Annotated in this window: 19 protein-coding genes and 1 tRNA gene; 9 read left to right on the top strand and 11 right to left on the bottom strand. The window is 61.7% G+C overall.

Annotated elements, in window-relative coordinates; all coding sequences use genetic code 11:
* Complete coding sequence (locus UIA24_RS06315) at positions 1–456, top strand: lasso peptide biosynthesis B2 protein (protein ID WP_330522445.1); 456 nt, start codon at positions 1–3, stop codon at positions 454–456.
* On the opposite strand, the gene UIA24_RS06310 is transcribed toward UIA24_RS06315, so the two are convergent.
* The 9 genes from UIA24_RS06310 to UIA24_RS06270 are packed head-to-tail and all read right to left on the bottom strand — an operon-like array spanning position 450 to position 11966.
* Positions 450–2303 (bottom strand): asparagine synthetase B family protein, encoded by a 1854-nt coding sequence (locus UIA24_RS06310; RefSeq protein WP_330522444.1) that lies wholly within the window; start codon positions 2301–2303, stop codon positions 450–452. The two genes, UIA24_RS06315 and UIA24_RS06310, sit on opposite strands and share 7 nt — an antisense overlap.
* Positions 2294–3520: a sugar-transfer associated ATP-grasp domain-containing protein gene (locus tag UIA24_RS06305; protein ID WP_330522443.1), complete on the bottom strand. Its 1227-nt coding sequence runs from the start codon at positions 3518–3520 to the stop codon at positions 2294–2296. The genes UIA24_RS06310 and UIA24_RS06305 overlap by 10 nt, the downstream gene beginning before the upstream one ends.
* Positions 3513–4301: a WecB/TagA/CpsF family glycosyltransferase gene (locus UIA24_RS06300; RefSeq protein ID WP_099776305.1), complete on the bottom strand. Its 789-nt coding sequence runs from the start codon at positions 4299–4301 to the stop codon at positions 3513–3515. The genes UIA24_RS06305 and UIA24_RS06300 overlap by 8 nt, the downstream gene beginning before the upstream one ends.
* On the bottom strand, positions 4282–5574 hold the full coding sequence (locus UIA24_RS06295; protein WP_065759747.1) for an O-antigen ligase family protein: 1293 nt from the start codon (positions 5572–5574) through the stop codon (positions 4282–4284). Before UIA24_RS06295 ends, UIA24_RS06300 begins: the two co-directional genes overlap by 20 nt.
* On the bottom strand, positions 5571–6572 hold the full coding sequence (locus UIA24_RS06290; RefSeq protein WP_330522442.1) for a class I SAM-dependent methyltransferase: 1002 nt from the start codon (positions 6570–6572) through the stop codon (positions 5571–5573). The genes UIA24_RS06295 and UIA24_RS06290 overlap by 4 nt, the downstream gene beginning before the upstream one ends.
* Positions 6565–8406 carry an asparagine synthase (glutamine-hydrolyzing) gene (gene asnB, locus UIA24_RS06285; RefSeq protein WP_330522441.1) on the bottom strand — a complete coding sequence of 614 codons (1842 nt, stop codon included), beginning with the start codon at positions 8404–8406 and terminating at the stop codon, positions 6565–6567. The genes UIA24_RS06290 and asnB overlap by 8 nt, the downstream gene beginning before the upstream one ends.
* 19 nt (positions 8407–8425) lie before the next feature.
* Positions 8426–9823 carry a hypothetical protein gene (locus tag UIA24_RS06280; protein ID WP_330522440.1) on the bottom strand — a complete coding sequence of 466 codons (1398 nt, stop codon included), beginning with the start codon at positions 9821–9823 and terminating at the stop codon, positions 8426–8428.
* Positions 9820–10749, bottom strand: coding sequence for an NAD-dependent epimerase/dehydratase family protein (locus UIA24_RS06275; protein ID WP_330522439.1), 930 nt, complete (start codon positions 10747–10749; stop codon positions 9820–9822). The genes UIA24_RS06280 and UIA24_RS06275 overlap by 4 nt, the downstream gene beginning before the upstream one ends.
* The gene (locus UIA24_RS06270; RefSeq protein ID WP_330522438.1) at positions 10746–11966 is read right to left on the bottom strand and encodes a hypothetical protein; all 1221 of its coding nucleotides are present in this window, start codon (positions 11964–11966) and stop codon (positions 10746–10748) included. The genes UIA24_RS06275 and UIA24_RS06270 overlap by 4 nt, the downstream gene beginning before the upstream one ends.
* A 250-nt stretch (positions 11967–12216) precedes the next feature.
* Between UIA24_RS06270 and UIA24_RS06265 the strand changes: the two genes are divergently transcribed.
* On the top strand, positions 12217–13176 hold the full coding sequence (locus UIA24_RS06265) for a class I SAM-dependent methyltransferase (RefSeq protein WP_330522437.1): 960 nt from the start codon (positions 12217–12219) through the stop codon (positions 13174–13176).
* Between the two features lie 81 nt (positions 13177–13257).
* Here the strand turns inward: UIA24_RS06265 and UIA24_RS06260 are convergent, their stop codons facing one another.
* Positions 13258–14328: a nucleotidyltransferase family protein gene (locus tag UIA24_RS06260; protein WP_330522436.1), complete on the bottom strand. Its 1071-nt coding sequence runs from the start codon at positions 14326–14328 to the stop codon at positions 13258–13260.
* Positions 14329–14522: 194 nt separating this feature from the next.
* On the opposite strand from UIA24_RS06260, the gene UIA24_RS06255 reads away from it, so the two are divergent.
* Genes UIA24_RS06255 through cysC form a run of 5 tightly spaced genes read left to right on the top strand, consistent with a single transcriptional unit; the run spans position 14523 to position 20415 of the window.
* Positions 14523–15818: a hypothetical protein gene (locus UIA24_RS06255; RefSeq protein WP_330522435.1), complete on the top strand. Its 1296-nt coding sequence runs from the start codon at positions 14523–14525 to the stop codon at positions 15816–15818.
* Positions 15818–16885 (top strand): glycosyltransferase family 4 protein, encoded by a 1068-nt coding sequence (locus UIA24_RS06250; protein ID WP_065759738.1) that lies wholly within the window; start codon positions 15818–15820, stop codon positions 16883–16885. Before UIA24_RS06255 ends, UIA24_RS06250 begins: the two co-directional genes overlap by 1 nt.
* Complete coding sequence (locus UIA24_RS06245; RefSeq protein WP_330522434.1) at positions 16882–18657, top strand: ATP-binding cassette domain-containing protein; 1776 nt, start codon at positions 16882–16884, stop codon at positions 18655–18657. The genes UIA24_RS06250 and UIA24_RS06245 overlap by 4 nt, the downstream gene beginning before the upstream one ends.
* On the top strand, positions 18648–19778 hold the full coding sequence (gene wecB / locus UIA24_RS06240) for a non-hydrolyzing UDP-N-acetylglucosamine 2-epimerase (protein ID WP_330522433.1): 1131 nt from the start codon (positions 18648–18650) through the stop codon (positions 19776–19778). The genes UIA24_RS06245 and wecB overlap by 10 nt, the downstream gene beginning before the upstream one ends.
* A 55-nt stretch (positions 19779–19833) precedes the next feature.
* Positions 19834–20415: an adenylyl-sulfate kinase gene (gene cysC, locus UIA24_RS06235; RefSeq protein WP_065759735.1), complete on the top strand. Its 582-nt coding sequence runs from the start codon at positions 19834–19836 to the stop codon at positions 20413–20415.
* A gap of 165 nt (positions 20416–20580) precedes the next feature.
* Here cysC and UIA24_RS06230 read toward each other — a convergent pair.
* Positions 20581–20657 (bottom strand) — tRNA-Arg (locus tag UIA24_RS06230).
* Between the two features lie 339 nt (positions 20658–20996).
* On the opposite strand from UIA24_RS06230, the gene gabD reads away from it, so the two are divergent.
* Positions 20997–22439: an NADP-dependent succinate-semialdehyde dehydrogenase gene (gene gabD / locus UIA24_RS06225; protein WP_065761378.1), complete on the top strand. Its 1443-nt coding sequence runs from the start codon at positions 20997–20999 to the stop codon at positions 22437–22439.
* 186 nt (positions 22440–22625) lie between these two features.
* Entirely contained in the window at positions 22626–23909 is a 1284-nt protein-coding gene (gene gabT, locus UIA24_RS06220) for a 4-aminobutyrate--2-oxoglutarate transaminase (protein WP_065761379.1), read from the top strand.
* Positions 23910–23999: the final 90 nt, after the last annotated feature.

The following is a 23999-nucleotide window of genomic DNA, read 5'->3' as shown; positions in this document are numbered from 1 at the left end:
ATGTCCCGCGCCGACCGCTGGCTGACGCTGGAGGCTGCGGTATCGCTCGTGTTCGCGGCGGCCATGCTCAAGGTTTTACCGTTTCGTTGGATCGCCAGAGGGGCCGGGGAGTTGTCAGGGCAAACGCAGCGGGGTCAAGTGTCGTCGCTGCCGCCTTTGCACCCTGCATTGCCGGGGCAGGTCGGGCGGGCCGTGGTGCGTGCTGCTCGGCACCTGCCATTGACGCTGCTATGCCTGCCCCAGGCCATTGCTGCCCAGCGCATGCTGCGTCGGCGTGGTATCGCCTCCACCCTGCATTTTGGTATGGCGCTCAGCACGGATGGCAGTCGCCGCATGTTGGCCCATGCCTGGCTGACCGTAGGCGAGCAAGGGGTGATCGGCATACCTGCCAGCCAGGGTTTTAGCGAGCTGGCTCGTTTTTCCCAGGAAGCATCTGGCGCCCCCCCTGCTCAGTGATGTTGCAGCAACCAGGCCATGGCGCGCAGCAGCGACATCGGCACAATGGCGCCTGCGCTGGCCATGCGCGTCCGGTTCTCGGCCAGCACAAGGTGTTTTGCATCCTCTACCGTGGGCAGGTGGTCGATGCGGCGCTGTATCGCCTGCAGGTCAAAAAGATCGCCTGCGAGGGGATGGGCGCGCAGTGCTTCCATCTGCGCGTGCAGCGCGTCGCGTTGCGCCGCCTGGATCATAAGTAGTTCGGGAAATGGGCTGAGCTTGTTACGCCGCCAACGAATTTTCTCGGGCAGTACATTGGCCATGGCATCGCGGAACAGGCGTCGTTTCCATCCGCCGCGACAAAACAACGTGCTGGGTAACGACCAGGCGAACTCGACGACCCGGCGGTCCAGTAGTGGAAAAGTAAACGCGATGCCATAGCGCGCACCCATTAACGCCCAGTGTTCGGTCCTGCGTGCCAGGTGCGGCTGTGCCGCCAGCAGTTGCCAGCGATTGCCCACCGCATTGGCGCCAATCCTGATGCCTGGGCCGATGATGCGATGGTCGTCGAGCCTCAACATGTCTTGCAGTTTGTACGGATGAGCCCCGGCGGTAGGCCGCTGGCGCAAGAAAGCGAGGGCGGCGCCCGGTATCAGGTAAGGCAACAATTCGGCGCGTATTGTTCGAAGTGGGGATTGGCCGTGTTCGTTGGCCAGCGCCCGAAACTCTCCGGCCAGGTAGCGCCATTGCCCGCCCAGTAACGCTTCTGCCAGCGCCCCACGACCGTTGTAGGTGGCCCCTTCGTCGCCACCCCAGCCCGACAGCAGGGTCGTCACGCCGTGAGCGGCGGCATGTGCGCAGACCTGGTTATCCGGAAAAGCCGGGTCGCACGGTACCAATTGATCGACATCCATGCGTGGGAAGACAAACGCTGCTTGATTGTCGATCCGGATCGGCTGCCAGGCGATGTCCGGCTCCTGACGCAATACGGCCTCGACGTAATCGCCTTCGCCTTGCAGGTCCAGCCCGGTCAGGCTGCCGGGCAGAAAGGAGTAGCCCAACAGTGGCTGGTTTGCCTGGCGTTGCAGGCGGGCCGCCAGGACTGCCAGTGACGAAGAATCCAGGCCACCGCTTATGTGAGCGCCTACCGGCCTTTCGGCAGGCAAGCGGCAACGCACCGCTTCGCGGACGAGCGTGGCCATTTCTTCGGCGGCCTCTTCCGGGCTGCAGGTACGCTGCCCGCCGAGGGTTGGCTCCAGTCGCCAGTGATGCTGGCGCTCGATGTGCAGCGGCGATACGCGTATCCGCTCGCCCGGTGCGAGCCGTTCGATGCCTCTGAAAAGCGAACGCTCCGGTCCGTGCAAGGCGCCGAGCAGGTCACTCAGGAAGTAGTCCTGATCAAGCTCTCGGGTGACGAAACCGCCAGCGTGGATGGCCCGGGGGAGTGAGCCGAAGGCGAACAGGTTGCCTGGCTGATGGGTGAAGAACAGCGGTCGTACCCCCATGCCATCGCGGGCGCAGGTCATGGTACGCGAACGTGCATCCCAGAGCGCCACGGCAAACTCTCCGAGTATGCCTTTCAGCGCTTCGGTGTGGGGGGCTTCCAGCGCTGCCAGTAGCTGCCTTTCGCCGTCGATCTGTGGTTCGTGTATACGGGCGTCGGCAGCCATCACTGCACCGCCTGCTGCGTGCGGCAACGAGGCTTCCCCCCCACTGAAATCCAGCACTGCCAGTGCGGCAGGCCCTTGCAGAAGGCGGGCGACACTCGGTATCAAGCCTGGCTCGATCATCGCACTCACCATGCGCTCCAGGCATGTGGCCTCGGCTGCTCGGCCATCCAGATGTACAAATCCGCAAATCAGGCGCATGGGTAGGCTTCCAGATGTTCCAGTGCGATGGTGGCAAAGGGCGTATCACCCAGCGCAGTGTCGTCGATCAATTGGTGAAACAAGCATCCCCAGCCGGCGTTGGTTTCGATCAGCACGGGACCGTCAGGCGTTACCGCGACATCCCAGCCCAGAAAGACGAAACGTTCAAACGCTTGGCGATGGGCGCGTTGCACCAGTTCCACACAGGCCTGCCAGTGAGGGATCGTAAGGTCGGTGATGGCCTTGCCCGTCAACGGATGATGCGTAACCACGTCGCCCTTGGCGGTGAGGCTGCGTGTGACCTTGCCGGTTTCTGCATTGATCGCACAGAGGATGGGGCGGCGTCTGCCATGGTGTTCATCGGTGAACAGCATCATCAGTTTTGCGACCACCTGCACCTCGCCTGCCAGGGTGATGCCGGTGACGATGCGCAGTGTTACCAGCGGCCCGTGGGACAGCTCCGCAAGCGTGGGATGGTTGTGCAACCAGGGTTGCACAATGCAATCGCGTTGTCGCCAGTGCTCCACCAGTGCAGTGGGCTGCAGGGTTTGGCCATTGATGTCGCGGTAGCCTGTTGCTTCGCGCAGCCACTGTTGCGCGCCGCTACCCTGGCTGCCGTGTAGGTCCTTGACCCACAGCCTGGCCTGGTCTGGCAGAAACGGGGTGTGCGAAGGGTCTTGTCGCCCTTCGCGGAATACGGCGAGGGTGGGGATACAGGGCAGGGCATGGCGCTGGCAAATGTCAGCGAAGCGCGCCTTGTCCTGAACGTCCGAATGCGAGGCGCCGCGTCGCGTATTCAAGGTGCGTAGCAGGTTTGCCTCGCACCAGTAAAAGTAATCGCCGGCCAGGTGCTGGCGCGATTTATCGGCGAGTCGGTAGCTGTTGAATTCCACTGGCGGCACATTGTGCAGCATTGCCAGGCGCCACATCTGCCAACCCTGCCGAACGCTCTCCCAGGGGCTGCTCGGACGTATGTCCGCTGGTGCTTGGCGCAGGTTGCGTCGGGTTTCCAGCAGGGCACCGATGGGCCAGGCCAGGGTCATGAGGGCGCGCAAGGCCCAGCGCTGCAGCAACGGTCGATGGGCGAAGTATTCAGAACGTGCCACCGAACGAATGCGCCCCATGGGTGTGCGCGAGGAGCGCAGAACCATGAAGGGGAAGCCTCGTTTGCTCAGCCCGAACGCCCGGGCGGCTTTGACCAGGCGTGCCTTACGCATTGGTGCCCGACCCGGCGTGGCGCTGGAAGAGGCCTTTGAACTTGGCGACGATCAACAGAAACAGGTAGGCGACGTTGGTCCGTACATAGCGCCATAGCAAGCGACGGGGCTCCATGAGCAGCCGGAAAAACCACTCCATGCCAATGACTTGCATCCAGCGAGGGGCACGCGGCAGTGTGCCGGAAAGCACATCGAACGAGCCGCCGACCCCCATGCCTATCTTTACGCCAAGGTGCTGCCAGTGTTTCTGCAGTAGCAGCTCCTTCTTCGGGGAGCTCATGCCGATGAACAACATGTCTGCACCGCTGGTGCGAATCGCTTCGACCACATCGGCTTCTTCTTCGGCGCTGAAGTAACCATCACGCACCCCGACAATGCGCAGTTTCGGATAGCGGCCGAGTAAGCGCTGAGCAGTCAGTTGCACCACCTCCCTGCGAGCGCCCAGCAGATAGACAGAAGCCCCGGTTTCCGCTGCCAGGGCGCACAGATCACCCAACAGATCGATGCCCGCGCGGCGTGGTGGGACCGGTATGTCCAGAAGCTTGAGCCCGAGTGAAATGCCGGCACCGTCAATATGCACCCACTCGGCTTCGTTCAGCGCGCCCATCAGCAGCGGTGCGCGACGGGCGTCGACCAGCTTGGCAACATTCAGGCCCTCCAGGTGCAGGCGGCGCTCGCCGGCAAGGGAGCGCTTCGCTTCCTCCATCAGATCGTGTGGGGCGATCAGGTCGAGGGGGCATCCGAGAAAGTCGATCCGACGGTTACCGGGCTGAGTATTCATAGCGCATCCCTGCTGCATAATGTTGTGTTTTGGGCAGGCTGCGCAGTGTGGCACCGCAGAGCAGCCAGAAAGCGCCGGTACCGGAGACTGCCAGTACGTGCTCGGAACTGATCAGGGTCGTGGCGACACCGAGCGACAGCCAGAAAACCGCCAGGGCCATGGGCTCGCGGTGCTGGCGATAGCCGCGCCACAAGGCCAGCGCGACGTTGGCATAGAAGTACAGGAAGAGCAGGGCGGCGGGCAGGCCCAATTGAAAGGCGATACTGAAGATGGCCCCTTCACCGCCACCGATGGCCGGGCGGCTTTCTTGTGCGGCGATTGCGCCTTGCTCACCTAACCCGGCTCCCAGCAGCAATACCTTGGGCAAGTCCTGAAGGTTTTTCTGCAAGGCCATCCAGTGACCGATGGTTGAACCATCCTGAAATCGGATGCTGATGAGCACGATGCCGTATGACGCAATAGCGATAGCAATACAGGCACACCCCGCGATCACCAGGCGTGAATACCGGGAGCGGAACAAGGTCGTGCCGGTCATCAGGTAACCGACCAGCGCCAGGCTGCCCGCGAGCATGGCGCCTCGGGTCCCGGACATCCAGATACCGATGAACATCAGGCCGCACAAGGCAAGGCCGAACCAGCGTGCGCGCCGCTCTAACCAAGCGATTGCGGTCAGCGCGACGACGGCGAGGAACATTCCCTGGGCCAAAGGCGAGGCCAGCAGGCCTGCGGCCCGGCGATCCAGCTCAAGGTTGGAGTAGAAATTCCATGGCAACCCGGTGTCCGGTTGAGCCCCCAGCAGCAAGCCTTTGACATGCAGCATGTAGCTCGGATACGCGAGCGTGTCGATCCAGAAATGGGTGTTTCGTTGTTCCCAGGCGCCGAACAGGGTACTGGCGATGCCCAGCGTTATCAGCAGGGCGGCACAACTGCGCAGTTGCTGGCGTTCCCGGACGCAGTAATAGCCCGCCAGAAAGAACAGCATGGGTATCAGCAGAGTGCCGAATGAGCCGACCAGGATGCCAAAGGAGACGCCGCCGCGATTGAACAGCAGGTACAGCATTGCCAGGCTGCCATAGGCCAGTATTGGCAGCAGCAGGCGCGTCGGCATGCGTACGCTGAGTAGGCAGCAGCCCGCGAGGACGATGACCAGCAGGTCGCGCAGATTGCGCAGCACGCCCGCGCCAGGCCACGCGCCGCCATCATACAGCCAGGCACTGCCAAGGTCGCCCAAGTGGACCCAAAGTATGATGATCACCAGCGCCACGAACCTCATCGGCGCGGCTCCTGACGCTGCCGGGCACGATGTTGGCGCCAGCGCTGCAGCTCGCCGAGCGCGCCAGCTCCGAGCAGGCTCAGGGCCGCACGCTTGAGCATGGCCTTCAGGCGGTCTTTGAAGCCCCAGTCAACCCGTTCAATCCATTGATCAATGGTATTGACGCTTGCCTTGGCAGCGGGCGCCATGGGGGATTGCACGAGGCGTTCCGGGCGTTTTGCTTCAAGCCACAGCGTGCCGGGCAATGCCGTCAGTGGATGAGCGCCGCAGTAGGTGACCTGCAGACCGGCTGCTTCGGCGAGGCGTTGCAGGTTGTCGGCGCAGAAGTAACTCAAGTGAGCTGGGTGCACGAACAGGCGCGTCTGCCAGTCGCTCATCAGGTCCGGCACCTCTATCCATAGCTGTCCGCCTACTCGGAGCGTGCGTGCGGCCTGTTCCAGGAAACCCCGAGGGTCGATCAGGTGTTCCAGGACATGGAACGCTACCAGCGCGTCCAGGTGCTCTGCTGGGAGGGCGGACAGGTCGTTGATGAACGCGACCTGCGCGTGCGCCAGCAAGGCGCCGCGGTGCGAGGTGTCCGGCTCGCTGGCCGTCAGTTGCAGGTCTGGGCGCAGCATTGAGGCCTCGCCGAGAAAAGCACCGAAGCCCGAACCCATTTCAAAAAGATGCGCCTTCTGTGGCAGCTTCGGCGCAATCAGCGACAGACGCAGGCGGGCAGTTTCCCGGTCGCCGCGCCAGGCAAAGAAGCGCGTGGTGCTGTGCCAGGGTACTTCCGCCGGAAACAGGCGGCGGTAGGCGCCTTCATAGAACCGCGACAGGCCGGCTTCGGTAAAGCCCGGCGCCAGATAAACCGCCGCACAATGTCCGCAACGCCTCAGTTGCTGGCCTGATCTGGCATAGACCTCCGGCCAGAAATGCCGCTGTGCCTCGGTGCTGCCGCACAGGCGACACTGGCCGCAGTCCGCTGCCAACCCCCAGTCCACGCTGTGCTCACGCATGGAACCTCCGATACCAGAGCGCTACTGACAGTGCCAGCCACAACGTGCTGTGCTGACGGGGCTGGGCGAGCTGGGCGCGGAGCCCATCCACGTCGATGAATGCCGCCAGCCCGGAGGGCAGGTCATCGAGCAACTCGCGCCATGGCAAACGACCGACGAGAAACTGTTCGGCATGACCGAAACCGGTGTTCTTCGGCGTTTCGATGATGGCCTCGGGCAGCAGCCCTTTGAAGGCGTCCCGGAGCAGCGCCTTGGAGCGCCCTTCACCCACCCGCGTCAATGCCGGGGTGGCAAAGGCGCGTTGCACCAGGCGATGGTCCATGAATGGGCTGCGTAGTTCGATACCCGCGCTCATGCTGTTGCGGTCGGCAATCCGCAGGCTCATGGGCAGCAGGTTATCGAGTTCATCCTGGCGCAGCCGGGTTTCCAGATTGCTGCGCATGCGTTCTTGCAGGTATTCCAGGCGATGCCGCTGCGACGCCCAGAGTGCCTCGCTCATCAGGCCGACGCTGGGTCTTTTGCGCCGCAGCAATGCCCCCACCGCAGGCAGTGGCAGGTCCCAGACCAGGCGATTCAAGAGCAGGCCGGGTGCGAAAGTGCGGTACCTGAGCAGGCGAATCATATGCAGCAGTTTGCCCGCCTTGAACGCATCCCTCGTCGCCAGGGCGTGGTAACGCGCGGTGTACCCGCCGAACAGCTCGTCGGCGCCTTCCCCGGATAACACGACTTTGTAGCCTTGTTCGCGGATGGCACGGTAGGTTCTGAAGCCGGCAATCGCCGAGGGCGTGCTGAACGGCTCGCCCTGGACGCTGACCAGGTTCATTAGCTCATCGGCTGAGGGGATGGGGTTAAAGCGCAGTATTCGATGCAAGGCCGCATGACCACTGTCGCCCATGAACGCTGTGGCTCTGGCCGACTCATCGAACGCCGACTGCACAGCGTCGTGATAGCCGTAGGTAAAGGCGCCCGACAGCCGCTGTCGGTGTTGCTGGCTGGCGCCAAGCGCGACACGCGTGATGATGGAGCTGTCCAGCCCGCCGGACAGCAGGCTGGCCACGGGGACGTCTGCCTGCAGGCGCAGGCGAATTGCATCTTCCACCAGCTCGCGCACTTCAGTGCTCGACAGCGGTTCTGCGCTACCGGGCTCGGGCCAGTCATGATAAGGGGCGGCACTGAAACGCCCGGCTCGGCTCATGCGGCAGACCTGGCCAGGCGGTACCGCCTGAACGCCGGTAAAGAACGTGGCGGTGCCTTGCTCGGAAAAGCCGGTGACCAGGAAATCGAACAGTTTCTCTGGGTTAGGGGCTGGGTAGCCGCCGCGCATTGCGGCAATTGCGCTGATTTCGCTGGCCAGCGTTACGTGGTGCCCATCGTGATGCAGGTACAGCGGTTTCACGCCGAGCCGGTCGCGGCAATAGATCAGATCGCCGCTGGGCGCATCCCATAGCACCGCCGCCCACATGCCGTTGCAGCGAGCAAATACCTTTTCACCCCAGAGGCGCCAGCCCTGTAGCAGCACCTCGGTGTCGCCGTCTGTGACGAACAGGCAGCCCAGTGCGCGAAGCTCTTCGCGCAGCTCGACAAAGTTGTAGATCGCACCATTGAACACCAGCACCGTACCGCTGATCGGGCAGCGCATAGGCTGTTCGGCAGCGCTGCTGGTATCGAGGATGGCCAGTCGGCGATGGCCGAGCAGGGTCGCGGGTGCCTGCTCTACGGTGAGTAGCCCTTCTGCATCCGGACCACGTCGGGCCAGGCTCGCCAGTGCCGATCTGGCCCTTTGTTCCAGGCCGGCGGAGGCGTGGAGCGCGCGTACTGCAATCAAACCGCACATGGCAGCTGCTCCGGTGTGTTCATGGGTGAGCGCCTGCGCGGCGGACGGGCAAATAGCAGGGCATCTGCCGCAGCAGTCCGATCAGGATTGGCAGCAACAGCACCGTGCCGATCGTCATCGCCCAATCGGTTGCGTCGGCAACACACGCGAGCAACGACAGGGCCAGGGTCGTCAGCCCAGCGAGCCCGAAGCGCAGCTTGAGCAGTTTGAGCTGCCAGACCAATATCGCGAGTACGCCTGCCATGCGGGCCCACAGAAGGTAACCGGCGTCGCCTGCCCAAGCGGCGCCGATCTGCAGCAGTGCGCTGCCGGTCATGCCGATCACCAGCAACCTCATCAAGCGACCCTCCAGGCGAGCGCTGATGAGCAGTGTGGCGAGAACCCCACTCGATGCTGAGATCCCCCAAGCGAATATCACGATTGCTGCCAGCCCCAGCCATGGGCGTTGCCCAGTAAACAACGCCAGGTCCTTTATCAGCAGGCCCGCCAGCAATACTGTTGCTGTGCCCCACAGCAACAGTGAGGCCACAGTCAGAATCCGCGCCTGCCCGGGTGCCGTGTTGGCAGTGGGCAGCAGGAGCCGTGCAAGCTGGGCCTGTATCCCTGAAAGGCCGCTGAGCACGTGGTTCAAGATCAGGAAAAACGGCAGGAAAGTTGGTGCCAGTGGTGCCAGCAGAAACGGTGTGAGCCGGTCATGCAGGGTGCCGCATATGCCGATCAGCGAGAGATGGACAGCGGCGCCTATCTGACCTTTGCCCGCCAAAGGCAGCCAGAGCTTGAGTTGGCGGCTGCAGATCACATTGACGAGTGCCTGCACCAGATAGCCAAGGCTGACCGATAGCCCGGCGGTGGCCGCCATCGACTGCGCGAGCGTGTCCTGTAACAGGTACCAGAAGAGCAGTGCGGCGGGCCAAGCGACTTGTGTGACCAGCAGACCGGCCAAACGCCGCCCCTCGGCGATCATTGGCGACGAATAATTGAACAGCGCGAGCAGGCAGGCTGGCGCGGCCCAGAGCAGGTACTCCTGGCTGGCACCCTCACTGCCCCATAGCTGCCAGCCGAGTGCGCTGGCGGCCAGCAGCGCGGCGGTAGCGGCCAACCGATGTCCCAAGGCATATCGCCAGGTGTGTTGCCAGTCGGGCGAGTTGCCGGATTCGCGCAGGAACAGTGACGAGTAGCCGAGGTCCGCCAGGAAAATCAGCGTAACCAGCAGCAGGTGGGCGAGTCCGGTTTCACCGTATTGCGAAGGGCCCAACAGGTACAGCAGGCGTAACTGGAACAGGAAATTGGCCACTTGGCCCAGCGCGTACGTCGAGGCCGCGAACAGCAACGGCTGGCTGATCGATCCCGCCTTGGGGTGTCGAGCGTGTTTGCCAGGCGTCGGTTGAGCAGGCTCGTGAGAGGCGCCTGGATTCACTGCACACTGTCCGGAAACACGACCCTTCGCAAGGCTTCATCGAAGCGCAAACGTGGCTGCCAGCCAAGCAGTTCCAGCGTGCGGCCGGGATCACCGAGTTGGCTGGGGCGGTCGACTCGGCGCTTGCGCGCCGGGTCAACTTCAACCGCTACCGGCATGCCGAGAATCTGGCCCAGTTGCCGGACCAATTGCTCTACGGAATGCTCCACGCCAGAACACAGGTTCAGGGTATCGAACGGAACATCGTGGCGAGGGTCGAGCAGCATGGCGATCAGGCCGCGAGCGATGTCGTCAGCGTGCAGGTAGTCGCGCCTTGGGGTCAGGTTCCCCAGGCGCACGCGCCCATCGCTTGCACTGCGCAGTTGTGCCAGCACCTCGGGAATCAGGTGCCCATTGGGATCGTCATGGCCAATGGCGTTGAAGATCCTGGCTGCTCGGCCCACGCGTTGGCCGCGGCTGGCCCAGAACTTCAACTGTTGTTCGTTGCTGTACTTGGACAGGGCATAGTTGTCGCAGGGCGCCAGCGGGCTGGTGAGTTCTGCCAGCGGGGCTTCCTGCCAGGCATAGACGGCGCCGCTTGACGCAATCACGATGCGCCTGATATCTGCCTGCTCCGCGGCGGCCAGTAATCGCTCGGTACCGACGACGTTGACGTCAAGGCAGTGAGCGCGTTGGGTTTCGCAGGTGGGAATGTGATGCACCGCTGCCAGGTGGATGATGGCATCTGGACGAAACGCGTCCAGCAGGGCTGTCAGTGTTTCGTTGTTGCACAGATCGCCGCACACCGCCAGGGTGGCTTCGTCCGGCATCGGCAGGCCGCTCGACAGGTTGTCCAGCACCGCAACTTCGCCGCCGGCCTCGCGCCATTGCCGGGTAACGCGACGCCCCAGCATACCGGCTCCACCGGTGACCAACAGGCGCATCATGGGCGCACCTCGACGATCAGTCTGCGACGCAGGGGGCGTGGCAGCCAGGTCAGGATTTCACGATCCCGGTGCAACAGGGCATGGATCGCCAACAACAGCGACAGCCCCGCAAACAGCACCCCGAAAACGATCAGGCCGACCACGACGGGGTTGCGTGCCGTTACCAGCACACTGGAAAGCGCCGAGCGTGTCTTGATGCCGATGGCCTGCTGCCGGGCCTCGGCCAGCGCCAGCTTGAGGCTCATGTCCTGGACTGCCTCCTGAGCAACAGTTGGCAGTTGCGGGTTGTCGGCGAGCAGTTTGTTTCGGTTCTCGCGTAACCTGTCGATGATCTCCTCCCCGGAGGAGACATTGCGGACGGTCTGGTCCATGCCCGTCAGCAATTGTGTTGTCCAGTCGAGCTTTTCCAGCTCACGACGGAGCTTGCGCGATTTGGCTTGCAGCTCGGAAACGGTCGCTTCCAGCGCCACGATCTGCGGCAATGGTGCGAGGTACTTGCCGCCACCGTCGCTCACCGACACGACGGTGTTGGCCTCCATGTGTCGCAGTTCGGGGTAACGCTCCAACAGTCGGCGCATATCTTCGATACGTTGGCGGTACTGCTCGATGTCGAAGTCTGTTTGCAGCAAGTCGAGGTGCAACTGCGGGCGCCGGGCAAGTGCCTGCTGGCCTTCACGGATCAGGCCTATCAGGCTGTTGGCCAGCAAGGCTTCGCGCACATGTCGGGTTAGCAGCTCAAAGGTACGGCTGGCCTGCGCGTCATCGCGCGCCTGTACTGACAGGCTCAGGCCCAGGCCCCGGGTCTTCTGGAGTTCTGCGACTGGTACGTCGCGCAGATCGTCTCTGTTCAGTGCCGAACGGTAGAGTACCGTACGGGCCCAATACGCCGGGTTTAGCGCCATTCGCTTGAGTTGAGGAGGTGTTGATCCGCCATCCGCATCGCTAAAAGACTTCGCCACCCAGCGTTCGTCCCACAGGAACGACTGAGTTTGTCGCCATTCTTCAAGCGAAATATCGGGAACTTCAACTAAGGCCGTTACGTTATACAGGGGGCGTTGGGCAACCCACCACGCTGCGCACACCGACAGGACCAACGCTGGTAGCAACAGTAACCGGCCGAAGCGTTGGTAGAAGCGCAATACACGCAGGAACAATTCGCCGAGTGAAGTTTCGTCATCCTGAGGCCGCTGCGGGCCCTGTGCTGCTGTCGAGTACATGCATCCAACCTGAAGGGAACGCTGATGGCCTCCTGCCGTCCGTCCGCTATCCGGTCGAACACCCATGCTGTCGAGGTGTTGTGAATTTGCCATAGCCTGCAGGCTGTTGCAATTGGCCAGCATTTACGCCTGCATTTAGTTAATCGAGACCGCTTTTTCAGGCCTTCGCAGGTGCTTCTGGATAGGGTACTTGCGCGACATGGCCTCTTCGGGCACGGTTTCGTTCTTTAATCTTCACGGATGGATATCAATGCCGGTGCCTCGAGCCTTTTCCCTGCTCACCGATCTGCGCACGCTTGACCAGCGCCTGGTGACGCTGTCTTGCCCGTCCTGTGGGTTAAATGATCCGCATCCGGTCTGGCGCCGGGATCGTTATTTTTTGCGAGTGAATCTCTCGGTATGCCGTGGTTGTGGTCTGGTGTACTTGGCGCGCGGGCTGCAGGGGGACGTTCAGGCGTCGTTCTATGAACAGGTCTATCCGCGTCTGATGGCCCAGCCACCTTCGGACAAGATGCTCTGGAACTATCGCCTTATGGCAGGCTATCGGCACAGTGAGATTACTTCGGTCATCGGTGCCGTTGAGTCGGTGCTGGATGTGGGGGCCGGCCTTGGGTTTTTCCTCGCGGCGTGTCGCAGCAATGGCTGTGAGCAGTACTTGGGCCTGGAGCCTGGCGGACCGCAGCGCGATCATGCGGTACACACGCTGGGGTTGGGAGACAAGGTTCGCGCGCAAGGGCTGAATGCAAGCACTCGGTTGCCGTTCAAGCCGCAACTGATCACCTTGTTTCATGTCCTTGAGCACCTGGAAGAGCCTGGCAAGGCGCTTCAATGGTTAGCCGGGCTCATTGATCCGCAAGGGTGGCTGGTCATTGAAGTACCCGATATGGGTGCCAATTGGCCTGGGCTGGGCTTGTGGCAAATTCATGTTTCCCACCGTAGCTATTTTTGTGCGCAAACCCTTGAAGCACTGCTGCGCAATAATGGCTTCTCGGTGCATCGCATCTGCCGTGAGGCTCATGGCATTTATGAAGGCAACTTGCGGGTCTATGCCAGGCCTGGTGCTCAGGCAGTTACCTCTGCGCCGTTAACCCCGCAACGACTGACCGAACTGACCGCGCATATTCACAGGCAGATTCGGCCCTTGAGTCTTCGCAATGGCTATCCGCGCGCGGCCGTGCGCCTTGGCAGGTTGTCACTGAAAGGCCGTTGAGCCCGGCCCCGTGTCTTGCACTGGCTCAGAGAGGCGTTCGTGCAATGGCTGATGGCGCCGCACGGCCATTGGGGCGGCTATTCAACGAAACCGTCTAGCGAGTCGGTAAAGGCGGATTAAGGGATAGAGAAAGGACAGGGCCGGTGGCAGCGTCATCCAGTTACTGTCCTTGTCGGTCGGGCTCAGCCAGCCACTCAATGCATGCAAGCGCCCGCTCAGGCTGTCCTGCAGGGCAATGTCCATGGACACCCGTTTCAAGGGGCCAAGGCGTTGAGCCACTTCATCGTCGGACAGTGATTCACGAATCGCCTCCAGCGCCAGCGCGGCCATGATGTGGCTGGCCCGACAAGGGCGGCGAACCCGCTGGAGTGGAGCGGCTACTGGCGTGCCGAACAATGTGTCGAGCAGCGTGAGGCAGGTATCCAGCATCGCGCAGGTGCCCGTTCGCTGAATCTCGCGGGCAACGCGCTGCATGTCCAGATCGGCTCGTTGCAGCAGGGCGTGAATATCCATCAGCCAGATCAGTCTGCGAAAGCAATGCTGGTTTGCATGCGCGATGAGGTAAGGCAGGGCATGGATGGGGTCGAGGCTGGCCACCCGGGTGCCTTGCAGGTCAACCTCCTGAGCCATCCCCTGGGTGTCCGCGATCAAGTGTCGGTGGCGCAGCAGCCGACGGTGCAATTCGACACGCGGGCGACGTTCCCGGTGCAGCAGGACCAACTCGTGGGTGCCTCTGGCAAGTGGCAGGCGCTGCCCTGGCGCAGGCGCGTACCCCTGCTGTTGCAATACCTCAAGCGCTGCCGGCCACTGCTCCTCGCTGAGCAGGATGTCCAGGTCTACGCCACCACGTGTGCTGAGCGCGCCGTGAGCCTGAACGGCCAGTGCCGGGCCCTTTAGCGCCAGCGGCTGCAAGCCGCGTGCGGTCATTGCCGGGATCAGGTTCTGGAGTGCCGCACCCAGTTGCAGGGCCCGCAATGCAATGCGTCGCTGTTCCTGGGCGAGTGCTGTTGAGTGCGTCCGGTCGAGGGCTTCGACGCGCGTGCGATCGAGCAGGCCTGCAACACCATGGTGTCGTACAAAAGCGTTGAGCGCCTGGCTGTCTACCTCTGCGACGTGCTGGCCGAAGCCCATCAACCAGAGGGTGGCGCGCAACAGTGCGTCGTTGGACGGTACATTTTGGAGGTGAGCGCGAGGTATCTCGCTGCTTGCAGCAGGGGAACGATGAGTGGGCATGATTGGCGTGGATATCCATCCTTGGTGGGGGCGCGGCCCATTTCCAATGGGAGGTTGGCAACTCAATCAAGCATCTGTAGCGTAGTGCCATCAACGAATAGGGATATTACCCGATGAAGTCGTCGGTTTGGCGGGGATCTTTCTCGGAGCACCTCACCGCGTTGCGTCAGCACTTTGGCGATGAAGCGGTAGATGTACGTCACGAGCTGTTCTACCTCGCTGCAGGAAAAACGTCCTTGGCGGCGGGGCTGCGAGCCTTCGGCGCTTTACTGCGCGATGCCTGGCTATTGTTGCTGCGCGCAGGCCCTGGTTTGCCGGTTTCTGCAGGGCGACAGGCGATTCTGCTGACCACGCTTCATGGCGCCAGTGGTTGGGGTACGCTGGAGCGTAGCCTGCCAGCGCTTGCATTGGCTGGGTATGAGCGGCTGATACTGGCTCACCCACGGTTATCCTCCAAGGCTTTCCCATCGAATCTGCAGGTTGCGCGCCCCGCACGGGCTGGCGTAGCCGATCTGTTATCTAGCTTGCGTGTTCTCGTCGGCACCCTGTTGTTGCGGCGCCCGCTGTTATTGGCCTGCTGCCTGGCCCGGCGTCGGCTGTGGCAGGGCAGTCTCAGGCGGACGCTGGCCAATAGCCGCGGCGTGCTGTTGCTGCACAATGACTTCGACCTGATGAGCCGGGCGGCGATCAACAAAGGCCTGCCTGCCATTTGCTTGCAGCACGGCGTGCCTACCGATGAATTTTTTCCCACCCGTGCGGACTGGTACCTGATCTGGGGAGGTAGCAGCCGTCAGGCGTTCGATGCAGTCGACAGCCGGTCCAGCCGTCTTGTCGAGGACGCACTGGGCCGTGGCCAGGTACCGCTACGTGTGCTTGAGGCGCCAGACGGGCTTGCCTTGCTGTCGCAAACTCATGCGTACGTGCTGGGGGACCGAATTGATAGCGCGTTGCGCGAGTTTGCCGATGCCCTCTTGAAACGTGCCCCGCAGGCGAGGATCCTCCTGCATCCATTGGAACGCGAGCCTTATACGGGGCCCGCGGCGCTGGCGACCCGGCATCCTCCGCACCCGGAATTGCAGCCCGGTGCGTGTGCGCCTCGCCTGGTCATGGGCTATTGCTCCACGGCCATGCTGGATGCGGCGTTGGCAGGGCATTGGGTGGTCGCGCTGCAACTCCCGCTCGAAGGTAATCATGCGGCCCGCAGCGTACTGGCCGCCCCATTGCGTGCCGATACGGCCGAGCAGGCCGTGGCTGTTTATAGGCGCTTGCGCGAGGATGCCGAGTTTCGTCGCGAGGCGGCCAAGGCGCAGGCCCAGTGGTTGCGCGCCAGTTTTTCCAGCCAGTCCGGAGGGCTCACAGGGTTGCTTGAACGAATCGACCAGCCGTCGTCTGCGGCGTGTACGCAGTGATGCGCGTACTCCATGTCAGTAAGGAATTCCAGCCGTTGTCCAGCGGTGTGGCGCGCCACATCCAGGGGCTCGTCCAGGCAATGCAGGAAAATACCGAGATTGAACTGCACATTCTGGCCCCGACAATTGATGCGGGCGCTGCCCCCTGTCGCGTGCAGCAAGGTGGGTACAGGCACCTGTGGGCGGCGGTTGGTGCCAGTGACCTGGTGCATGTCCACGGTGCCCGCACCCCGTTCGCTGCGTCTGCCGCGTTTCTCGCGTGGCTGCGCGGTGTGCCGGTGGTCTACACGCCGCACTGTTACTACGACACGGGGACGCCGTGGCGCCGAGCGCTCAAGGCGCTCTGGGACAGCACGATAGAGCGGGCTTTGGTGCGCGCTGCCGGTGTGGTGGTGCTACTGCATGAGGGTTGGGTCGCCGATCTGGCCCGGCGCGGCCTGCATCCGGCCAGTGTGATGATCGTACCCAACTGTATCGAGGGGCGGCGTCAGGCCGTCTCGGCTGGCGTCGACCGCCTGGAGGGCGCACCTGCGTTGTTGTCTGTTGGGCGGCTTGACCCGGTCAAGCGCCTGGACGATGTAATTGCTGCGTTGGCCACGCCGCCGCTCGCGCAAGCGGTGCTGCATATCATCGGGCGAGGCGAGGACCGCGCCCGGCTCGAAGCCTTGGTCATGCAGTTGGGCCTTGCCTCACGCGTGCGTTTCCATGGCTGGCAGGATGACGCTGTCAGTGAACAGATGATGGCAGGCTGTGATGCGATGGTCCTGGCCTCGGAGCGCGAAGGTATGCCTACCGTGGTATTGGAGGCGCTGCTGGCCGGGGTGCCGATTGCCTGCTCGGATATCGAGGGCTGCCGCTCCATCACCGACGCGGTTGGGTGGGGCGAGGTGTTCGCGGTTGGCGATATTGCTGCTTTGAGCGAATGCCTTTCTCGCACGGCCCGCAGCGCTGTGCCGGATACCGTCATTGAGGCGGTCAAGGAGGGTTTTACCTGGCAACGCAAGGCGCCCGAGCTGGCCGCCTACTACGCCCGCCTGGTTACGCCGCGTCGAGCGGTGAGCTCATGAGTATCAACAAGCCTGTGGCGTTGTTGCAGATTCCATCACGTGCCCTGGGCTTTGTCAGGCAGTGCGGCGCAAGCAGGGTGAGCCTTGCTTCGATGCTGTTGCTGCTGCTGGGCAAGGCGAGCATTGACGCGTTATCCGCCCTGCTGTTGGCAGGCGTCCTTGCCCTCATGCTTCCTGTGGGCCGACCTATGGGGGGCTGGTATGCACAGGTAGAAGCCTTCTCGTATGGTCCATTGCACGGTGTGTTGTCGCCAATGCTGTTGCTGGTGGCGATCCTGGTGCTGTGCAAGGGTATTTTGACGCCGCTGCTGCTGTGGTTGCGTGGCTGGCTGATCGACCAATGGACGCTGCTGGTGTCGATGAGTGTCCTAGAGCGAGAGCTGGCGCCGGGTGTTCGGCAACGGCAGGAAACCCATGCGCAGAGCAGCAATGTTGCGGTCAATTTTGTCGTGCCAAGGATCGTGATGGGGGCCATTCTGCCGAGCCTCGACCTGCTGACGGAAGCTCTGCTGATTGGTGTCCTGCTGAGTGTCTTGGTGGCGCTGGAGCCTGTTGCCACGTCGATGATGGTTGTGGCCTTGCTGGTTGCGCTCTGCATTGGCAACGTCGTGTCACGCCTACTGATGGGCGCTCGCGGCGACCTGAAATTCAGGCATCAGACCTTGATGCAGCGCTGGGTGACCGACAGTGTCGCCTGCCTGCGGGAGATTCGGCTCTACCAGCGAGTGCCTGCGGTTCTCGCCCGGTATCGTCCGGTCGCCAGGCATTTCTCCAGAGAGAGTGCCCGTGAGCGGACATTCATGGACATCCAGTCGCCGGTTATGGAGCTGTTTTTCCTGCTGGTCCTTGGCAGTGCTGTATTGGTGGCCAGCGAGGGTTCCGGGCAGGCGGACTTCCATTTGCTAGCACTGTTTTCGGCAGTGGGGCTGCGTTTGATTCTTGGCTTTCGACGCATCACGAGCATTTTGCAAACCTTGAGGTTCGTTCGTCCTGCCTTGGCGCAACTGACTGCCGTAGCGCCGCGTGCAGCCAATGAGGCGCTCATCGCACCGTGTGAAGATGAATCAGAAAAGCAATTGCTGCTCTGTGAGTCGTTGCGGTACCGCTATCCCGGTGCTGGCCAAGACGTTATCTGTGGCTTGAACCTCTGCCTGCGCAAGGGGGAGTGGACAGGGCTGGTCGGTGAGTCCGGGGTCGGGAAGTCGACGCTGGTTGACCTGCTGATTGGCGCGTTACAGCCCCTCCAGGGCCGTATCCAGTGGTTCTGTGCAGGGCGCCCGCACGCGGGCATTGGCTATGCCGGTGCATCAACGACGCTGATCCCCGGGACGTTGCGTGATAATGTCAGTTTTCTGGGCGAGTACTGCACTGACCAGCAATTAGTGGAAGCGCTTCACATCGCGGATATCGGGTCGTTGCTCGAACGCCTGCCAGAAGGGCTGGATACACCGGTGGAGGTTTTCGAACAGCGGATTTCCAGTGGTGAGCGGCAGCGCATCGGTCTGGCGCGCGCCTTGCTCCACGCTCAGTCGTTGCTGATCCTTGATGAGGCAACGGCATCCCTGGATCAATCGACTGAAAGTCGTTTTTTAGAGGGGCTGCGCGCTGCCCGGCCGGGCCTGGCGGTGTTGCTGATCACTCATCGCTTGACGGTCTTGCGCTACACCGACCGCAGCCTGCTGATGGTCAATGGCGCCCTGGATGAGTTCATTCCCGATCCACACATGATTCAGGCTACAGGACAGTTGGGGCATAAGGATAAATGCATATAGCATTCGTATTGGGCACTCGCCCCGAGATCATCAAGCTGTCTTCGTTGATATCTGCCTGTATCCGTGACGGTGTGCGATACACCTTGATCCACACCAATCAGCATTATGCCGCGGCCATGGATCGTCTGTTCTTTGAAGAGCTTGGTTTGCCTCGTGCGCATTTCAACCTGGGCGTGGGCTCTGGCCCTGCAGGCTTGCAACTGGCCCGGATGATGATGGGCATCGAGCCGGTGTTGCAGGAAGTGAAGCCTGATTGTGTCATCGTCCAAGGGGACACCAACAGTGCATTGGCAGGTGGGCTTGCCGCCAGCAAGGCCTGTATTCCGGTCGGGCACGTGGAGGCAGGGTTGCGCAGTTTCGACCGGAGTATGCCGGAGGAAACCAACCGGGTGCTGCTGGATCACCTGTCCAGCTTCTGGTTCTGTCCGTCGCCCCTGCAGGTTGAGCTGCTGGCCAGAGAGGGTATTGAGGGCCCGAATGTGCTCATTACCGGTAACACGGGTAATGACGCGACGCTGCTTCATGCGCGTGCGGCTGCCGAACGATCCGTCATCCATGAGCGACTGGGTTTGCAGCACGACAACTACCTGTTGCTGACCTGTCATCGACCTTCCAATACCGACGACCCTGCGCATTTTGCGCAGTTGATGCAGGCGGTGCAGTGCCTGGCTGAAGAGCAACAGCGGCAGGTGGTGTTTCCCGTCCACCCGCGGCTCGACCAGCGGCACTGGAAGGTGCTGCAGGGTATGTCGCGTATCCGCACCATTGATCCGGTGGGTTACCTGGACATGCTGGCCTTGCTGCAAGGCGCAGCCTTGGTCTTGACCGACAGCGGTGGGTTGCAGGAAGAGGCGTGCGTACTGCAGCGGCGCTGCCTGATACTTCGCCCCAACACTGAGCGCCCGGAAAGTCTGGAAACCGGTGGTGCCCGCCTGGTTTCCCATGTGGGTGCCAACAGCCTGGTCGAGGCGGCACAAGCACTGTTCAAGACGCAGGTGACCTGGAAGAACCCGTTTGGTGATGGCAATGCCCATCGACAGATTCTTGATGCCTTGATGGGCCAACTCAATGTCGAGGCGGCGCTGCGCCCAGGGGCATTGCCTCGGCCGGTTGTGTCTTGAGCGCCATCGTCAACCCATGGTTCAACCGTATCGTTCCACCAAAGCTGAGTCGAACATGACCAACGAAAGTGATGAGTCCAGTGGGAATGGATTTGCATTGTTACTGACCGGCCTGTCAGGCGCGGGAAAGTCGAGTATCGCCAGGCATCTGGTTGAGTACCTGCAGCAAGAGGCAAAGCGCCGGGTTACATTGCTGGACGGTGATGAAGTGCGTAAGCACCTTTGTGCCGGGTTGGGATTCTCAAGAGAAGACCGCATGACCAACGTCCAGCGTTTAGCGTATGTCGCTTCTGAAGTGGTCAAGCACGAGGGGATAGCGGTGTGCGCCGTCATCGCGCCCTATGCGCAGAGCAGGATTGCAATGCGTGAAATGGTTCAGCGATATGGGCGTTTCTACGAGGTTTACGTCAATACGCCTATTGGCGTCTGCGAATCCCGTGATGTCAAAGGGCTCTACGCAAAGGCAAGGTCGGGCGAAATCCAACTGTTTACCGGCATAACAGACCCGTACGAAGCTCCCGTGCAACCCGATCTGGAAATTGATGCGAGTGTCGGATCGCCCTTGGCGTCGGCTCATCAGATCGTTGATTTCCTGATGCGCATCAGCAAGGACCGACAACTTTTGTCCAGACGCTGAACGCCTGTGTCCTGTCGGTTGTCCACAGCGAACGGCGTTGTCAGTTGGCTGGGCAGCGGCAGGCGTCAGCGTACTTGTCGAACAGTGGGGGTGATGAAGGTTGGGCGGTGATGCTTGCCCTGGTGGCGCAAGGCCGACCCTTTGGAGCCAAAGGGTAAGGAAAGATGGCGCACTCGGCGGGATTCGAACCCACGACCCCTGCCTTCGGAGGGCAGTACTCTATCCAGCTGAGCTACGAGTGCAACGCGGGCGCCATGATACCCATCTCACCTGTCGGCGTCCATCGTCAGAATCTGTAGTCGATTTCGCACACTGAAGGGGCTATAAGTGACGTTGATCCGAAAAAAGGTTCTTTGAGCAGCTTTTTGTTCTTTTTTTCGAACAGCCTATTGTCCTTTAACCCCTTTAATCCTAGGATTCGTTTGAGATTTCAAACGCTCTTGCGTGGTGCCTGATCCTGCGACGGTGGTTTCGTGGGCTGGCCCGGTGTGTGAATTCCTGACGGCAGCCCCACCTGAGGGCTCCTTTTTTACAATCAACAATTCGCTCCGTGTGCGCACGGTGCTGTTAAGGACGCCGACATGCAGCTTAAAGACGCCCAGTTGTTCCGCCAGCAAGCCTATATCGATGGTATCTGGCTGGACGCGGACAACGGTCAGACGATCAAGGTGAACAACCCGGCAACGGGCGAAATCATCGGCACCGTGCCGAAGATGGGCGCCGCCGAGACCCGCCGTGCCATTGAGGCCGCCGACAAGGCGCTGCCAGCCTGGCGCGCACTGACCGCCAAAGAGCGCGCTGGCAAGCTGCGTCGTTGGTTTGAATTGATGATTGAGCACCAGGATGACCTGGCGCGCCTGATGACCACCGAGCAGGGCAAGCCACTGGCCGAAGCCAAGGGCGAGATCGCCTATGCCGCTTCCTTCATCGAGTGGTTCGCTGAAGAAGCCAAGCGCGTTTATGGCGACACCATTCCTGGCCATCAGCCAGACAAGCGCCTGATCGTTATCAAGCAGCCAATCGGTGTTACTGCCGCGATCACCCCGTGGAACTTCCCGGCGGCGATGATCACCCGTAAAGCCGGCCCAGCCCTGGCCGCTGGTTGCACCATGGTGCTCAAGCCTGCTTCGCAGACCCCTTACTCGGCCCTGGCCCTGGTTGAGCTGGCGCACCGTGCCGGCATTCCGCAAGGCGTGCTGAGCGTGGTGACCGGCAGCGCTGGCGACATCGGCAGCGAGCTGACCGGCAACCCGATCGTGCGCAAGCTGTCGTTCACCGGCTCGACCGAAATCGGTCGCCAGCTGATGGCCGAATGCGCCAAGGACATCAAGAAGGTTTCCCTGGAACTGGGCGGTAACGCACCGTTCATCGTGTTCGACGACGCGGACCTGGATAAGGCCGTTGAAGGCGCGATCATCTCCAAGTACCGCAACAACGGCCAGACCTGTGTCTGCGCTAACCGTATCTACGTGCAGGATGGTGTCTACGATGCCTTCGCCGAGAAGCTGCGTGCAGCGGTCGCCAAACTGAAGATCGGCAACGGTCTGGAAGAAGGTACCACCACTGGCCCGCTGATCGACCACAAGGCTGTGGCCAAGGTCCAGGAGCACATTGCTGACGCCGTTAGCAAAGGCGCCAAGGTACTGACCGGTGGCAAGCTGATCGAGGGCAACTTCTTCGAGCCGACCGTACTGGTCGACGTACCGAAGACGGCTGCTGTGGCCAAGGAAGAAACCTTTGGCCCGCTGGCACCGCTGTTCCGTTTCAAGGACGAGGCCGAAGTCATCGCCATGTCCAACGACACCGAATTCGGCCTGGCCTCGTACTTCTATGCCCGCGACATGAGCCGTGTGTTCCGTGTTGCTGAAGCGCTGGAATACGGCATGGTCGGTATCAACACCGGTTTGATCTCCAACGAAGTCGCACCGTTCGGCGGCATCAAGGCTTCGGGCCTGGGCCGTGAAGGCTCCAAGTACGGCATCGAGGACTACCTGGAAATCAAATACCTGTGCATCAGCGTTTGATCGCCGGTTAACGTTTTACCTCTGCCAGCGAGGCGCGAGAGTGACGCCTCGCTGGCCTTTTTAGACACAAGCCGATACCTGGCGCCCCGGATCCTGTAGCAGTCGATCAGCGCATGCTGTGGCAGTTGAACCCCGGTCGCCCAAGCCTTGAAACTACGCCACTGTGTGGCGAATGAGGACATGTTCATGAGCAACAAGACCAACGAATCCTTGATGCAACGCCGTGTAGCCGCCGTCCCACGCGGTGTTGGCCAGATCCATCCAATCTTCGCTGACAGCGCGAAGAACGCCACTGTTACCGACGTTGAAGGTCGCGAGTTCATCGACTTCGCTGGCGGTATCGCGGTACTGAACACCGGTCACGTGCACCCGAAAGTCATCGCTGCTGTTGAAAAACAGCTGCACAAGCTGACTCACACCTGCTTCCAGGTACTGGCCTACGAGCCGTACGTTGAAGTGTGCGAGAAGATCAACGCCAAGGTTCCAGGCGACTTCGCCAAGAAAACCCTGCTGGTCACCACCGGTTCCGAAGCCGTTGAGAACGCCGTGAAGATCGCCCGTGCTGCCACTGGCCGTACCGGCGTGATCGCGTTCACCGGCGCGTACCACGGTCGTACCATGATGACCCTGGGCCTGACTGGTAAAGTCGTGCCTTACTCGGCTGGTATGGGCCTGATGCCAGGCGGCATCTTCCGCGCACTGTACCCATGCGCACTGCACGGTGTGAGCGTCGACGATTCGATCGCCAGCATCGAGCGCATCTTCAAGAACGACGCTGAGCCAAAAGACATCGCCGCGATCATCATCGAGCCAGTACAGGGCGAAGGTGGTTTCTACGTTGCGCCTAAAGAGTTCATGAAGCGTCTGCGCGCCCTGTGCGACCAGCACGGCATCCTGATGATCGCTGACGAAGTACAGACCGGCGCTGGCCGTACTGGCACCTTCTTCGCGATGGAGCAGATGGGTGTTGCCCCAGACCTGACCACCTTCGCCAAATCCATCGCCGGTGGTTTCCCACTGGCCGGTGTTTGCGGCAAGGCCGAATACATGGACGCTATCGCCCCAGGCGGCCTGGGCGGCACCTATGCCGGTAGCCCGATCGCATGTGCCGCTGCTCTGGCCGTGATGGAAGTGTTCGAAGAAGAGAAACTGCTGGAGCGCAGCAACGCTGTTGGCGAGCGCCTGGTTGCTGGCCTGCGCAAGATTCAGGACAAGTACCCAGTGATCGGTGACGTGCGTGCCCTGGGCTCGATGATCGCCGTTGAAGTCTTCGAAGGTAAGGACTCCCACGCGCCAAACCCTGCTGCCGTTGCTCAGGTTGTAGCCAAGGCACGCGACAAGGGCCTGATCCTGCTGTCGTGCGGCACCTACGGCAACGTCCTGCGTATCCTGGTTCCGCTGACCGCGCCAGACGCACAGTTGGACAAAGGCTTGGCAATCATTGAAGAGTGCTTCGCCGAACTCGCGTAAACTGTGACGCGCTAAAGAAAAACCCGCTTCGGCGGGTTTTTTTTATGCCAAAGGAATGGGCGGCGTACTAAGGTAGCCAGCAATGGACAT

The sequence above is a fragment of the Pseudomonas sp. AL 58 genome (assembly GCF_036348395.1).
Taxonomy (GTDB): domain Bacteria; phylum Pseudomonadota; class Gammaproteobacteria; order Pseudomonadales; family Pseudomonadaceae; genus Aquipseudomonas; species Aquipseudomonas defluvii.
This window is presented reverse-complemented; position numbering and strand designations above follow the sequence as displayed.

What these genes read in the sequence shown, in the direction of transcription:
- UIA24_RS06315 (WP_330522445.1), top strand. Translation starts at nt 1, where the DNA reads ATGTCCCGCGCCGACCGCTGGCTGACGCTGGAGGCTGCGGTATCGCTC.
- UIA24_RS06310 (WP_330522444.1), bottom strand. Translation starts at nt 2,303, where the DNA reads ATGCGCCTGATTTGCGGATTTGTACATCTGGATGGCCGAGCAGCCGAG.
- UIA24_RS06305 (WP_330522443.1), bottom strand. Translation starts at nt 3,520, where the DNA reads ATGCGTAAGGCACGCCTGGTCAAAGCCGCCCGGGCGTTCGGGCTGAGC.
- UIA24_RS06300 (WP_099776305.1), bottom strand. Translation starts at nt 4,301, where the DNA reads ATGAATACTCAGCCCGGTAACCGTCGGATCGACTTTCTCGGATGCCCC.
- UIA24_RS06295 (WP_065759747.1), bottom strand. Translation starts at nt 5,574, where the DNA reads ATGAGGTTCGTGGCGCTGGTGATCATCATACTTTGGGTCCACTTGGGC.
- UIA24_RS06290 (WP_330522442.1), bottom strand. Translation starts at nt 6,572, where the DNA reads ATGCGTGAGCACAGCGTGGACTGGGGGTTGGCAGCGGACTGCGGCCAG.
- asnB (WP_330522441.1), bottom strand. Translation starts at nt 8,406, where the DNA reads ATGTGCGGTTTGATTGCAGTACGCGCGCTCCACGCCTCCGCCGGCCTG.
- UIA24_RS06275 (WP_330522439.1), bottom strand. Translation starts at nt 10,749, where the DNA reads ATGATGCGCCTGTTGGTCACCGGTGGAGCCGGTATGCTGGGGCGTCGC.
- UIA24_RS06270 (WP_330522438.1), bottom strand. Translation starts at nt 11,966, where the DNA reads ATGTACTCGACAGCAGCACAGGGCCCGCAGCGGCCTCAGGATGACGAA.
- UIA24_RS06265 (WP_330522437.1), top strand. Translation starts at nt 12,217, where the DNA reads ATGCCGGTGCCTCGAGCCTTTTCCCTGCTCACCGATCTGCGCACGCTT.
- UIA24_RS06255 (WP_330522435.1), top strand. Translation starts at nt 14,523, where the DNA reads ATGAAGTCGTCGGTTTGGCGGGGATCTTTCTCGGAGCACCTCACCGCG.
- UIA24_RS06250 (WP_065759738.1), top strand. Translation starts at nt 15,818, where the DNA reads ATGCGCGTACTCCATGTCAGTAAGGAATTCCAGCCGTTGTCCAGCGGT.
- UIA24_RS06245 (WP_330522434.1), top strand. Translation starts at nt 16,882, where the DNA reads ATGAGTATCAACAAGCCTGTGGCGTTGTTGCAGATTCCATCACGTGCC.
- wecB (WP_330522433.1), top strand. Translation starts at nt 18,648, where the DNA reads ATGCATATAGCATTCGTATTGGGCACTCGCCCCGAGATCATCAAGCTG.
- cysC (WP_065759735.1), top strand. Translation starts at nt 19,834, where the DNA reads ATGACCAACGAAAGTGATGAGTCCAGTGGGAATGGATTTGCATTGTTA.
- gabD (WP_065761378.1), top strand. Translation starts at nt 20,997, where the DNA reads ATGCAGCTTAAAGACGCCCAGTTGTTCCGCCAGCAAGCCTATATCGAT.
- gabT (WP_065761379.1), top strand. Translation starts at nt 22,626, where the DNA reads ATGAGCAACAAGACCAACGAATCCTTGATGCAACGCCGTGTAGCCGCC.